The organism is Methylorubrum populi (assembly GCA_036946625.1).
Classification (GTDB): Bacteria; Pseudomonadota; Alphaproteobacteria; order Rhizobiales; family Beijerinckiaceae; genus Methylobacterium; species Methylobacterium populi_C.
The window spans coordinates 1609569-1622886 of record JAQIIU010000003.1; the positions used below are offsets into that span (position 1 = coordinate 1609569).

Below are 13318 nucleotides of genomic sequence, written 5' to 3' on the forward strand. Positions count from 1 at the left end.
GGCTGGGCCATGGCTCCTTGCCGTCATTGAGGGCCGGCAGCGTGTCGCGATCCTGCCCGTTGGCCGGCACGACGGCGAGCGCCAGGACGTGTCCTTCGGCATCCACCAGCGCCACGCGTTTGCGGCCGACCAGCTTCTTGGCGCCATCGTAGCCGCGCGGTCCGCGCACCCCGAGGCACTTGATGCTTTGCGTGTCGATGATGGCCAGCCGTGGTTCTGGTCGACGCCCACAGCGCCGCCGCTGTCGGCGCGCCAGAGCGCGCATCAGGCTCTCGAACAGCCCCTTCTCGATCCAGCGCCGGAACCAGCCGTAGACCGTGCGCCAGGGCGGAAAGCCAGCCGGCAGCGCCCGCCACCCTCCGCCCGTCCGCAGGTGCCAGGCGATCCCCGCCAGCGCCCGGCGCACGGGCGTCGCATCCTGACGGCTGGGCGGATCGGCTCGTTCCAAGAAGCGAGCCACCTCGTCCAAGCCTGCTTGCAGCACCATGTCCTTCAGACGCGCCTCATGACGCGTCCGATGTCGGTCCGTCCACATCTGCTCTCCACTCCGCCCCGCCAGGCGGAATGCGTGTTGACACACGAGACAGATGGGGACAGCCGGCGGAGGAGCTCAAACAGGCTCTCAGAGCTATGCCTTTTAAGGTTCGTTTATATTAACTATATCCTTGCAATGAGCGAAGCATTGCAAGGATCCGATCCAGTCTGGTCTGCCGTCATTGAACGGTTCGAGAACTATGCGCCGACGAGCCTGATGGCCCGCACGGCCTTGGAACACGCGCTGCCGGCCGGCTGGATCGACGAGGTGTTCGAGCAGCATCGCCAGCGGCAATACACGCGGGAGTTGCTGTTCTCCACTGTCGTCAGGCTGACGATGCTCGTCGCTCTCGGCCTGCGCTCGTCGTTGCACGCCGCTGCGCGCGAAGCCGAAGACCTGACCGTCTCGCTGCCCGCCCTCTACGACAAGGTCAACCGCACCGAGCCCGACCTGCTGCGCGCCCTCGTGCGCGGCAGCGCGACCCGACTGGCCCCGGTGATGACCGCGGCGGGCACCGGCCATCCGAGCCTGCCGGGCTACGCACTGCGCGTGCTGGACGGCAACCATCTGCCCGGCAGCGACAAGCGCCTGAAGCCTCTGCGCGCGCATCGCGGCGCCGCCCTGCCGGGGCAGACCCTGGTCGTCTACGATCCCGATACCGGCCTGGCCGTCGATCTGGTGGCGGCCGAAGATGCTTATGCCGACGAACGGGCGCTGGCCCGGGCCCTCCTGGACGCTGCCGCGCCCGGTCAGGTCTGGGTCGCCGATCGGCACTTCTGTGTCCGGACCTGGCTGCAGGGTCTGGTTGAGGCAGGCAGCCACTTCGTGGTGCGTCGGCACGGCAACCATCCCCGCCTGGGCGCGCAGGGGGATTGGCAGGCGTGCGGCTCCTGCGAGACCGGCACACTGTGTGAGCAGAGCATTACGCTGGAGGGGAGCGGCGATGCGTGGCGGCGCATCGCGCTGAGCTTGACGGCGCCAACGACGGAGGGAGACCGGACGATCTGGCTGTGGAGCAACCTGCCGGCGAGCGTCAGTGCGGCGCAGATCGCGCAGGTGTATCGGCGACGCTGGCGGATCGAGGGTCTGTTCCTGCAGATGGAACGGGTGCTGCACAGCGAGGCCGGTCGCCTGGGTCGTCCGCGGGCGGCCCTGCTGGGGTTTGCCGCTGCCGTTCTGGCCCACAACGTGCTGAGCCTGCTGAGCGCGTGCATCGAGCAGGTGCACGGGCCCGAGCCGCGGGTCTCGGTGTTCCACCTGAGCCGTCAGATCGGTGCCGGCTACGAGGGGCTGATGGTGGCGCTCGGACACGGCTCTGTGTTGACGGGCCAGGAGGATGCGGCGAGCGTCGCGGCCCGCTTGCTCGCCTTGGCGGAGCGGGTCGACCCAGGGCGGATTGCAACCAGCCCGCGTGGTCCCAAGCGCAAGGTCGACAAGCCCTATGTAGCGGCGGCTACGGCCCGAAAACACGTCGCCACCGCCAGGGTCCTCGAAAAGGCCAAGCTAATGGCTAAGAAAACACCTTAAAAGGCATGCTCCTGAGAGCCTGTTTGACCGGCCACCGTGTCTTGGTCGGGCAACGGCAAGGCGAGAGGAAGGTCCTACTCCCATCTCGCCCCTCATCCTGAGGTGCCGGAGCATCGCGGAGGCCTCGAAGGGTGCTCCAGATCCCGCGCGATTCCTGGAGCACCCTTCGAGGCCGCTCACGCGGCACCTCAGGATGAGGGGCGAGAGGGGATCACTGCAGTCAAACAGGCTCTGAGTCGCTTCCATCCGCGCGCGATGACGGCGGCGCCGGACGGCTCACATCGTCCGGTCGGCGCCCCGGCGCAGGTGCTCGTCGAGGCGCGGCATGATCTCGACGAAGTTGCAGGGGCGGTGGCGGTAGTCGAGCTGGCTGGCGAGGATGCCGTCCCAGGCGTCCTTGCAGGCGCCGGGTGAGCCCGGCAGCACGAAGATGTAGGTCGCCCCCGCCACCCCGGCGGTCGCCCGCGACTGCAGCGTCGAGGTGCCGATCTTGTCGTAGGAGATCCGGTGGAACACCGCCGAGAAGCCGTCCATGCGCTTCTCGAACAGCGGCTCGATCGCCTCCGGGGTCACGTCGCGGCCGGTGAAGCCGGTGCCGCCGGTGGTGAGGATCACGTCGATGCCTGCGTCGTGAATCCAGGCCTCGACCCGCTCGCGGATCGCGGCGGCCTCGTCCGGCACGATGTCCCGGTCCGCAAGCCGATGCCCGGCGGCGGTGAGCCGCGCGGCCAGGGTGTCGCCGGACCTGTCGTCGGCGAGCACGCGGGTGTCGGACACCGTCAGCACGGCGATGGAGAGGGGGATGAAGGCGCGTTCGGTGGCGGGCTCAGGCATGGTCGTCTCCCGAGACGATTCTTCGCGTGTTCGTGCCGTCGCATATGGCGCAGTCCGTTCGGCTTGTCGCGCCGGGGGGCGAGCAGGCGAGCGAACAGGATCTGACGACGTGACGGCCACGTCCGGCAACGTCGCGCTTCTGGATCGCTTCGCTGAGGCTCGCGATGACGGTGCGGGTCACCTTCGCCGTCATCGCGAGCCGTCAGGCGAAGCGATCCAGGCACCGCGCCGCCAACCGTATCGTCGATGCCGGCCCCGATCCGGGCGTGCCGGCGTTCGCGTTTACGCTCCTCCCCGCCCCATGCTAGGCGCCTCGCGAGAGACCCGTCCCGCGAACCGAGGCCCCGGAAAGAGATGATCCCCCGCTACTCCCGTCCCGAGATGACCGCGATCTGGTCGCCGGAGAGCCGGTTCCGGATCTGGTTCGAGATCGAGGCCCACGCCACCACGGCTCTGGCCGAGATCGGCGTCGTGCCCAGGCAAGCCGCCGAGAAGGTGTGGGAGAAGGGCCGCGACGCGAGCTTCGACGTCGCCCGCATCGACGCGATCGAGGCGGTGACGAAGCACGACGTCATCGCCTTCCTCACGCATCTGGCCGAGATCGTCGGGCCGGAGGCGCGCTTCGTCCACCAGGGCATGACCTCCTCGGACGTGCTCGACACCTGCCTCAACGTGCAGCTCACGCGCGCCGCCGACATCCTGATCGAGGATCTCGACGCCCTGCTCGCCGCGCTGAGGCGGCGCGCCTTCGAGCACAAGCTCACCCCCACCATCGGCCGCTCGCACGGCATCCACGCCGAGCCCGTCACCTTCGGGCTCAAGCTGGCCCAGGCCTACGCGGAGTTCTCCCGCGCCCGGGAGCGCCTGATCGCGGCGCGCAAGGAGGTCGCGACCTGCGCCATCTCGGGCGCGGTCGGCACCTTCGCCAACATCGACCCGCGGGTGGAGGAATACGTCGCCGAACGGATGGGCCTCGCGCCGGAGCCGGTCTCGACCCAGGTGATCCCGCGCGACCGCCACGCGATGTTTTTTGCGACCCTCGGCGTGATCGCCAGCTCGATGGAGCGGCTCGCCACGGAAGTGCGCCATCTCCAGCGCACCGAGGTGCTGGAGGCGGAAGAGTTCTTCTCCGAGGGGCAGAAGGGCTCCTCGGCGATGCCGCACAAGCGCAATCCGGTGCTGACGGAGAACATCACGGGGCTGGCGCGCATGGTGCGCGGCTACGTGACCCCGGCGCTGGAGAACGTCGCGCTCTGGCACGAGCGGGACATCTCGCACTCCTCGGTCGAGCGGATGATCGGCCCGGACGCGACCGTGACCCTCGACTTCGCGCTGGCCCGGCTCACCGGGGTGATCGACAAGCTGCTGATCTACCCGGCCGCCATGCAGAAGAACCTCGACCGGCTCGGCGGCCTCGTCCACTCGCAGCGGGTGCTGCTGGCGCTGACGCAGGGCGGCGTCTCGCGAGAGGATTCGTACCGGCTGGTGCAGCGCAACGCGATGCCGGTCTGGCGCGGCGAGGGCGACTTTTTGACCTTGCTCAAGGCCGACCCGGAGGTCACGGCGGTGCTCGCGCCGGAACAGATCGAGGCGTGCTTCGATCTCGGCTACCATCTGAAACACGTCGATACGATCTTTTCGCGCGTGTTCGGCGAGGCTTGAGCGGGGCTCCCTGCACGGAACCTGCTTCGTGCCGATCCTGACGACGGACGATCGAGACTGCCATCATGACCCGCACCGCCTATCTCAACGGCGCATTCCTGCCCCTGGACGAAGCCCGCGTGCCGGTGACGGACCGCGGCTTCCTGTTCGCCGACGGGATCTACGAGGTCGCCGCCGTGCTGCACGGCCGCCTCGTGGACAATGCCGGGCATCTGGCCCGGCTCGACCGCTCGCTCGCCGAGATCGGCATCCGCAATCCCCACAGCACGCAGGAGTGGGAGCGCCTGGAAACGCAGCTCGTGGAAAAAAACGGCGTGCGGGAGGGCCTCGTCTACATCCAGGTGACGCGGGGCGTGGCCGAGCGCGACTTCTCGTTCCCGAAGGGGGACGTGGCCCCGACCGTGGTGATGTTCACGCAGGAGAAATCCATCGTGAACAACCCGATGGCCGAGACCGGCGCGCGGGCGATCACCGTGCCGGACCTGCGCTGGAAGCGGCGGGACATCAAATCGGTCGCCCTGCTCGCCCAGGTCCTGGCCAAGCAGCAGGCGTCGGAGGCCGGCGTCGCGGAAGCCTTCATGGTCGAGGACGGGGTGGTGACGGAGGGCTCCTCCTCCACCGTCTTCATCGTCACCAAGGGCGGCGCGCTGGTGACGCGCCCGCTCTCCCATGCGGTCCTGCCCGGCATCACCCGCAGGGCGGCGCTGGCGCTGGCGCAGGAGACCGGCCTCGCCTTCGAGGAGCGGCTCATCAACGCGCGGGAATTGGGCGAGGCGGCGGAAGCCTTCTACACCTCGGCGTCCGCCTTCGTGATGCCGGTGGTGGAGATCGACGGAAAAACCCTCGGCGACGGACGGCCCGGCCCGGTGGCCAAGCGCCTGCGCGAGCTGTACTTCGCCTTCGCCGAGGGCTCCAAAGTTTAGCCTGTCAGGGCCTGGCCTGACAGGAACGCGAAGGCGCACGCATCCGTTGGTCCCTCGAAGGACCACCGAGGACGCGATGACCCTCTCGAAGAACACGATGCGCGCCGCCGCGCTGTTCGCCGCCCTGGCGAGCGGCGCCGCCTTCGCGCAGGATCCCTCCGTGCCCCAGCGCGGCCAGGACAGCGATCCGAAGCTGCCCGCGCCCCAGGAGCAGGTGCCGGACAGGGTCCGGCCGGAGAGCGACGCCACAGGCCGTACGCTCAGCGAGAAGCTCGAGAAGTCGGACGGCGTGATCAAGCCGCCCTCCGACGTCGATCCCGAGATCAAGACGATCGCGCCGGAGCCGACCCCGAACTCGACCCCCGTCATCAAGCCGCCGGGCAACGCCAAGTAACGCGCCCTGGGCCAAGGAACGCGCGCAAGGGAACGCACGCAAGTCACGCGCAGGAGCGCATCAGCCATACGGGGCGCGGGTCCCCCATGGTCGGGACCACTTCGCTTGACCTGTCTGCCCATATCGCCGAAGACGCGCCCGTATGCCCGATCCCCCGGCCCGATCGCCGGGGTTTTCGCGCGTGGCGCAATCGCTTGGCGCCCGCGCCAGCGAGTGCGAGACAGGTCAGACGCGCATGGCGAACGTCGTCGTCGTAGGCGCCCAGTGGGGCGACGAGGGCAAGGGCAAGATCGTCGACTGGCTCTCCGAGCAGGCCGACATCGTCGTCCGCTTCCAGGGCGGCCACAATGCCGGCCACACGCTGGTGGTGGGGAACGCCGTCTACAAGCTCTCGCTGCTGCCCTCCGGCGTGGTTCGCCCGAACACGCTGGGCGTGATCGGCAACGGCGTGGTGCTCGACCCTTACGCGCTGGCCTCCGAGATCGACCGCCTCGCCGGCCAGGGCGTGACCGTGACCCGCGAGAACCTGCGGGTGGCCGACAACGCCACGCTGATCCTCTCGCTCCACCGCGAGCTCGACGCGCTGCGCGAGGACGGGGCCCCGGGCACCAAGATCGGCACGACCAAGCGCGGCATCGGCCCGGCCTACGAGGACAAGGTCGGCCGCCGGGCGATCCGCCTGATGGATCTGGCCGAGCCCGAGACCCTGCCGCCGAAGATCGAGCGCCTGCTCGCCCACCACAACGCCCTGCGCCGCGGCTTCGGCCTCGAAGAGATCGCCGAAGCGACGATTCTCGGCGAGCTGACGGGCATCGCCGAGCGGGTTCTGCCCTATCAGGACACCGTCTGGCACCTGCTCGACGAGGCGCGCCGCGGCGGCAAGCGCATCCTGTTCGAGGGTGCGCAGGGCGCGCTGCTCGACGTCGATCACGGCACCTACCCGTTCGTGACCTCCTCCAACACCGTGGCCGGGCAGGCCGCGACCGGGTCGGGCCTCGGCCCGCGCGCCATCGGCTACGTGCTCGGCATCGCCAAGGCCTACACCACCCGCGTCGGCGAGGGCCCGTTCCCGACCGAGCTGCACGATGAGATCGGCCAGCGCATCGGCGAGCGCGGCCATGAATTCGGCACCGTCACCGGCCGCAAGCGCCGCTGCGGCTGGTTCGACGCCTGTCTCGTGCGCCAGACCGTGCAGACCTCAGGGATCGACGGCATCGCCCTGACCAAGCTCGACGTGCTCGACGGCTTCGACGAGATCCGGGTCTGCACCGCCTACGACATCGACGGGCAGCGCTTCGACCATCTCCCCGCGAGCCAGGCGGCGCAGCAGCGCGCCGTGCCGGTCTACGAGACGATTCCCGGCTGGAGCGGCACCACGGCGGGCGCCCGCTCCTGGGCCGACCTGCCGGCCCAGGCGATCAAGTACGTGCGCCGGATCGAGGAACTGATCGGCGCGCCGGTCGCGCTGCTCTCCACCTCGCCGGAGCGCGACGACACCATCCTCATGCACAACCCCTTCGAGGATTGAGCGCGGGACGTGGGCGGTAGAGCCGACGGATAGGGACAGGCGGGTCCGGGCACGATGGCCGACTATTATCCGTTGCTGGCACGTGCGCTCGACGCCCTGCCCGACCGCTCGCCGGCACTCCGCCGGGCGGTCTACGACCGCGCGCGCAGCGCCCTGATCGCCCAGCTCCGCTCCCTCGACCCGCCGGTGCCGGAGGCGGATATCGACTTGGAGCGCCAGGCCCTCGACACGGCGATCGGGCGCCTCGAGGCCGAGTACGCGGCGCCTCCCGTCGCCGTTCAGGAGCCCGGGAAGGCGCCGGAGGACGCACCCCGGGCGCCCTCTCCCCCGCCGCCGGAACCGCTCCGGTCGGAACCGCTCGCGCACGCCCCACGGCCGCCATCCCTGCCGGAGCCGGAGCCGCCGCAGGTCTCGGACGAGCCGCAGGCCCTGCCGCCCGCCGCCCTGCCGGCCGGGATCGCGCCGGGAGCACCGTTCGCGGAGCCGAAGCCGCCGGGCGAGACCCTCCCCTTCATGCCGCCGCCGCGCCGGCCGAGGCCGGACGACACGGCGAAGCCCGAGCCCGAGCCGTCGACGCCGGACGGCTTCATCCCGTCGACGCCGGCGTCCGAAGCGACCGACGACGCCGTGGCTCCCGAGGCGTCCCCCGTGGCCGAGGCCGGCAACGGACGCCAGCGGCCGCGCATCGACGTGGTGGCCCCCACCGAGGGCCGTTCGCGCCTCCTGCGCAACCTGTTCGTCGGCGGCGTGCTGGCGGCCGTGATCGCGCTGATCGCGGTGGCGGCCTTCTTCCTGCGCGATCGCCCGTCCGACCTTCAGCAGAGCGCCGCCGAGCAGGAAACGCCGACCGAGCAGCCGGACGCGAAGTTCTCCGACCGGGTCGGCGCCGAGCGTACCGAGGCCGAGGCGCGCCCGAAGCCGCCCGAGCCGGGCACCGCCCCGGCTCAGCCGGAGGTGACCGTCTCGCAGAAGGCGATCCTCTACGAGGAGAACCAGAGCGATTCCCGTGCCCAGCCGATCTCGACCGCCGGCCACGCCGTCTGGCGCCTGGAGGCGGTGAACGGGGAGCAGGGCGAACCGCTCCAGACGGCCCTGCGGGTCACCGTCGCGTTCCCGGATGCCGGCCTCACGCTGATGATGACCCTGCGCAGGAACCTCGACGCGACGCTGCCTGCCTCGCACACGGTCGAACTGGCCTTCACCAACGATTCCGGTGCGGGGGCGAAGCGGGTGGTGCAGAATATCGGCCTGCTCCAGCTCAAGGACGAGGAGGCCGCCCGCGGCTCCCCCGTCTCCGGGCTGCCGGTGCGGGTGCGCGACAACCTGTTCCTGATCGGCCTGTCCTCGCTCAAGGGCGACGTCGACCGCAACACCGAGCTGCTGCTGCACAGGAACTGGCTCGATCTGGCGGTGACCTACGCGTCCGGCCAGCGGGCGGTCATCAGCTTCGAGAAGGGCTCGGCCGGGGCCCAGGCTCTGCAGGCCGCCTTCGCGCAGTGGAAGGAATAAGCCTCGCCCCGTAAGGGGGGAGGTGCCGGCTTTCGGAAAACCGTCGGCGAGCCGGGCGTCCGCCACGCCGCAGGCCGTCTCCGGGAAAACGACGAGGCCCGGCCGCGGAAACGGCCGGGCCTCGTTCGTTCTTCATCGGTTCGGGTGCGGCCGGGGCCTTCGAGGCGTTCAGGAAACCCGCGCTTCGGCCCGCGGCAGTTCGCGGGTCGCGAGGTTGCGCTTGACCGCCTCCTGCACCTTCTCGAAGGCGCGCACCTCGATCTGGCGGACGCGCTCGCGGGAGACGCCGAACTCGCCCGACAGATCCTCCAGGGTGATCGGGTCGTCGGCGAGCCGCCGCGCCTCGAAGATGCGGCGCTCGCGCGGATTCAGAACGCCGAGCGCGTCGCGCAGGGCCGAGAGGCGGTTGCGCCCCTCCTCCTCGCGGGCGAGCACGGTCTCCTGGCTCGGGCTGTTGTCGACCAGCCAGTCCTGCCACTCGCCCTCGCCCTCCTCGCGCAGGGGCGCGTTGAGCGAGGTGTCGCCGGACAGGCGCCGGTTCATGTCGACCACGTCCTGCTCGGGCACGCCCAGGGATGTCGCGATCTGCTGCACCTGCTCGGGGCGCAGATCGCCCTCGTCGAGGGCGGAGATGCGGCCCTTGGCCTTGCGTAGGTTGAAGAACAGCTTCTTCTGGTTGGCGGTGGTGCCCATCTTCACCAGCGACCACGAGCGCAGGATGTATTCCTGGATCGCAGCCTTGATCCACCACATCGCGTAGGTGGCCAGCCGGAAGCCCTTGTCGGGGTCGAACCGCTTGACGGCCTGCATCAGGCCGACATTGCCCTCGGACACGACCTCGCTGATCGGCAGGCCGTAGCCGCGGTAGCCCATGGCGATCTTGGCCACGAGGCGCAGATGCGAGGTCACGAGGCGGTGGGCCGCCTCCCGGTCACCCGCGTCGCGCCAGCTCTTGGCAAGGGTAAACTCCTCCGCCGGCTCCAGCATCGGGAACTTGCGAATCTCGTCGAGGTAGCGCGATAGGCCTCCCTCATTGGCAAGCACGGGCAGAGCGCCGGCCATGTGCACCTCCTTCAACAGCCCCCCTGTCGGGCGGGCCCCAAGCGAACGGCCGCTCCCTTGAGCCGGCCACGCCGCATCCCATCTCTAATGGAAATCCGTCATGTCCGGTAGCGACCGACGCTGTTCACGCTGGGTCTCAACGCGCGAACCGGAGTCCGGGTTTAACGTGTCACGGGGGCGCACCGGCCGCAGTGCCGAAACGCACCTTTCTCCCGGCTCACGATCCCTTCGGAACGCCCCTCATCCGAGGGCGGCGAGCAACCCCGAAAAATCCTCCGGCAGCGGGCTCTCGAAGCGCAGGCGTTCGCCCGAGCGCGGATGAAGGAAGCCGAGTTCGGTCGCGTGCAGGGCCTGCCGCCCGAGCCGGTCGAGCGCGGCGCGGGCGGGTTCGGCGAGCCGGGCCGCCTTGGTCTTGAAGGCGCCGCCATAGACCGGATCCCCCAGCAGCGGATGGCCGCGATGGCTCAGATGCACCCGGATCTGGTGGGTGCGCCCCGTCTCCAGCCGGCAGCGCAGCAGCGCCGTGACGCCCGCCGCATCGGGCAGCGCCTCGACCCTGTAATGGGTGATCGCCTCCCGCCCCTCTCCTTCGCGCACCACGGCGATCTTCTCGCGGTTGTGGCGCGAGCGGGCGAGGTTCGCCCGGATCGTGCCGCCGCGCGGCTCCGGCATGCCCCAGACCAGGGCGAGATAGGCCCGCTCCAGGGCGCCGCTGCGGCCGTGATCGGCGAACTGCGCCGAGAGGCCCTGATGCGCGAGGTCGTTCTTGGCGACGACGAGCAGGCCGCTCGTGTCCTTGTCGAGGCGGTGGACGATGCCGGGCCGGCGCACGCCGCCGATGCCGGACAGGCTCTCCCCGCAATGGGCGATCAACCGGTTGACCAGGGTGCCGTCCTCGTGCCCCGCCGCCGGATGCACGACGAGACCCGCCGGCTTGTCGATGACGATCAGATCCGCGTCCTCGTGGATCACGGCGAGCGGCAGCGCCTCGCCCCGAGGCTCGGCCGGCAGCGGTGCCGGCACGCCGAGATCGAGCCGGCTGCCCGCGCCGACCTTGCGCGCGGGATCGCGCACCACCGCGCCGTCGCAGTGTACGAGGCCCTCGCGCACCAGCGCCTGGAGCCGGGCGCGCGACAGATCCTCGAAGGCCCGCGCGAGGACGCGGTCGAGCCGCTCGGGCGAAACGCCCTCGTCGAGGACGAGGCTGCGCGCCTCGCCCGCGCCGGGGATCGTGGAGAGCACCGTGGAGGACACCGTGAGGATTCTCGTCGCTTCGCCCCGGAAACCGCTTGCGGGGCCAGGGATGCCTCGCTATACGAACCCCCGCCGGCCCGGAAGCTCCCTTCGTCTAGTGGCCCAGGACGCCTTTATACATCTACCATCCTACCAAGTGTGTAGGTTCCAGGGGTTAGGCATGTTAGGCCTACCAAGGCTTGCCGCGCCGCAAGCGTCCCTCAGACGGCTCACGGTGGTTGACTGCTCCACGGTGCGGATGTAGTAAGCAAGTATTGGTCAAATAAAGCGCCTATCGTCTAGCGGTTAGGACAGGTCCCTCTCACGGATCAGACCGGGGTTCGATTCCCCGTAGGCGCGCCAATCCAGCTTAACTCACCGACATTCCGTGGCGTTTTACCGAGCGCCCTTCGTCTATCGGTCAGGACATCAGCCTTTCACGCTGAAGAGGCGGGTTCGATTCCCGCAGGGCGCGCCATTACTTTCAGAAGGCTACCAAAGCATCGGCGAAGACTGCGCTTCGCAGATGGGTGGCGCGCTAGCGGTCGTAGCTGCGGACGATCTTGTCGACGGCTTCCAGGAAGCCGGGGTCGGAGAACCGGCGACCGTCCATACTCTCGACAGCCCCGTCCTCCGCGCCTCGCAGGCCCCTGGCCTTCAGGCGTCTCCGGTCCACGAAGTCCCTCAGCGCCTCGACCTCCGTTTCCGTCAAGGCGAGGTGGTTGGCCAACGGCATGACTTGCGCCGAGCCTTGCCCGCCGCCGAAGCGGTCGAGCCCACCCTCGATGCGAAGGACAGGGGCGTTCCGCACGTCCTTCAGCATGTCGAGTTGAGCCTTGAGGCTCCGGTTCTGCGCCAGCACCAAACCCACCTGATGGCGCAGCGGAACGTCGTCGATGCCGGCGACGTCGTCCTGCGACAGCATTTCGCCCGGCATCGGCGGCTGCCTGCGCGTCCGACGAGGTGCGAGCACGAACTCGGCGGCCCCCGCCCATGCCGTGTACAGCGCGTGGTACGGGTTGGACCCTCCGCGCTTGTTCCTGAGCGACTGCTCGGCGAGGCTCTGCTCGCGGGCGACGAACCGCGCCTTGTAGCGCCGTACGACCTCCGGCACCGTGAGCCTCTGCCCGGCGTCGACGACGAGGACGCGGCAGACTTCGTCGAGGTTGCCCAGCTTGACGCGAACTTGGTCGGTCGTCGCCGCCGCCATGAGCTCGTCACGGCGCGTGGCGACCGTGGCCAGGGCCTCCTTCGCCTCCGGTGTCATTCCCCCACCCCGTCCCAGCGCAGGCCGACCCGTCTCAGGCTTGCCGCGAACGGTTTGGCCAGCGCGTCGCCGAAATGGCCCGGATCGCCCACGAACACGACCTGGCGTTCGCCCCTGGTCATGGCGGTGTAGAGCCAGGACGGGTCGACGACGCGGCTGGGATAGACCGGGACTACGACACGGGAGGCGCTGCTTCCCTGGCACTTGTGGCAGGTCACCGCGTAGGCCAGGTCGAGATCCACGAGGTGCTCCGACGACAGGAGACGCGGCTCGGCCTCGTCGTCGAACAGGACCGACACCGCCATGTCGTCCGGGAAGGTTCGCACGACCTTGCCCAGGAGGCCGTTGAAGAGACCGAGACGGTAGTCGTTCCGCCCGAAGATCACCGGCGAGCCAACCGCGAAGAACCGGCCGAGCAGGCCCCGCATCTCGTCGAAGCCGGTCCGTTCGACATGGTGCTCGTGAAGGGTTTCGTTCAACACGTGCACGCCCGCGTCACCGTCGTTGGTCGCGGTCACGACGAGGGCGCCGCCTTCGTCGATGCCGAGGTCGAGCGCCACGCGTCGGACCTCCTCGGCCAGCCCCTCGCCGTCGGCTTCCACGAAGGAAACGCCGTCGCGCGCGCCATCGTACGGCGTGAACGTCGGCATCGCCTTCCCGCGCACGGCGGATGCCGCGGCGGGGATGCCCGTCGCGGCCGCTTGCCGGTGCACGTGCGACAGGTGGGCGGTGATGCCGACGTCGGCGACCAGCCGATGGAAGACGAGGCCGAAACCGACCGGCGGCAATTGCGCCGGGTCCCCCACGCAGGGCAATCGCTTCAGCGTGAGGAGGCCTTGGTTCG

General features: G+C 69.7%; 11 protein-coding genes and 2 tRNA genes. 8 read left to right on the forward strand and 5 right to left on the reverse strand.

From position 1 onward, the window contains the following. Nucleotides 1-751 precede the first annotated feature (751 nt). Entirely contained in the window at nt 752-2062 is a 1311-nt protein-coding gene (locus PGN25_19040; GenBank protein MEH3119617.1) for an IS4 family transposase, read from the forward strand. 276 nt (nt 2063-2338) lie between these two features. Here the strand turns inward: PGN25_19040 and moaB are convergent, their stop codons facing one another. Then, on the reverse strand, nt 2339-2896 hold the full coding sequence (gene moaB / locus PGN25_19045) for a molybdenum cofactor biosynthesis protein B (protein ID MEH3119618.1): 558 nt from the start codon (nt 2894-2896) through the stop codon (nt 2339-2341). Nucleotides 2897-3250: 354 nt separating this feature from the next. Between moaB and purB the strand changes: the two genes are divergently transcribed. The 5 genes from purB (at nt 3251) to PGN25_19070 (ending at nt 8912) form a co-directional block, all read left to right on the forward strand. Next, nucleotides 3251-4558 carry an adenylosuccinate lyase gene (gene purB, locus PGN25_19050; GenBank protein MEH3119619.1) on the forward strand — a complete coding sequence of 436 codons (1308 nt, stop codon included), beginning with the start codon at nt 3251-3253 and terminating at the stop codon, nt 4556-4558. Nucleotides 4559-4623: 65 nt separating this feature from the next. Beyond that, nucleotides 4624-5481: a D-amino-acid transaminase gene (locus PGN25_19055; protein ID MEH3119620.1), complete on the forward strand. Its 858-nt coding sequence runs from the start codon at nt 4624-4626 to the stop codon at nt 5479-5481. 76 nt (nt 5482-5557) lie between these two features. Next, nucleotides 5558-5875: a hypothetical protein gene (locus PGN25_19060; protein MEH3119621.1), complete on the forward strand. Its 318-nt coding sequence runs from the start codon at nt 5558-5560 to the stop codon at nt 5873-5875. Between the two features lie 235 nt (nt 5876-6110). Beyond that, on the forward strand, nt 6111-7403 hold the full coding sequence (locus PGN25_19065; GenBank protein ID MEH3119622.1) for an adenylosuccinate synthase: 1293 nt from the start codon (nt 6111-6113) through the stop codon (nt 7401-7403). 54 nt (nt 7404-7457) lie between these two features. Then, nucleotides 7458-8912: a histidine kinase gene (locus tag PGN25_19070; protein MEH3119623.1), complete on the forward strand. Its 1455-nt coding sequence runs from the start codon at nt 7458-7460 to the stop codon at nt 8910-8912. A gap of 168 nt (nt 8913-9080) precedes the next feature. Here the strand turns inward: PGN25_19070 and rpoH are convergent, their stop codons facing one another. Next, the gene (rpoH, locus tag PGN25_19075; GenBank protein ID MEH3119624.1) at nt 9081-9974 is read right to left on the reverse strand and encodes an RNA polymerase sigma factor RpoH; all 894 of its coding nucleotides are present in this window, start codon (nt 9972-9974) and stop codon (nt 9081-9083) included. 240 nt (nt 9975-10214) lie between these two features. Then, nucleotides 10215-11228 (reverse strand): RluA family pseudouridine synthase, encoded by a 1014-nt coding sequence (locus PGN25_19080; protein MEH3119625.1) that lies wholly within the window; start codon nt 11226-11228, stop codon nt 10215-10217. Nucleotides 11229-11495: 267 nt separating this feature from the next. On the opposite strand from PGN25_19080, the gene PGN25_19085 reads away from it, so the two are divergent. Then, nucleotides 11496-11570: transfer RNA gene (locus PGN25_19085), tRNA-Glu, on the forward strand. Between the two features lie 40 nt (nt 11571-11610). Next, nucleotides 11611-11685, forward strand: a tRNA-Glu gene (locus PGN25_19090). 60 nt (nt 11686-11745) lie between these two features. Here the strand turns inward: PGN25_19090 and gmtX are convergent. After that, nucleotides 11746-12474 (reverse strand): gamma-mobile-trio protein GmtX, encoded by a 729-nt coding sequence (gmtX, locus tag PGN25_19095; GenBank protein MEH3119626.1) that lies wholly within the window; start codon nt 12472-12474, stop codon nt 11746-11748. Continuing rightward, entirely contained in the window at nt 12471-13280 is an 810-nt protein-coding gene (locus tag PGN25_19100; protein MEH3119627.1) for an ATP-dependent RecD-like DNA helicase, read from the reverse strand. The genes gmtX and PGN25_19100 overlap by 4 nt, the downstream gene beginning before the upstream one ends. Between the last annotated feature and the right edge of the window lie 38 nt (nt 13281-13318).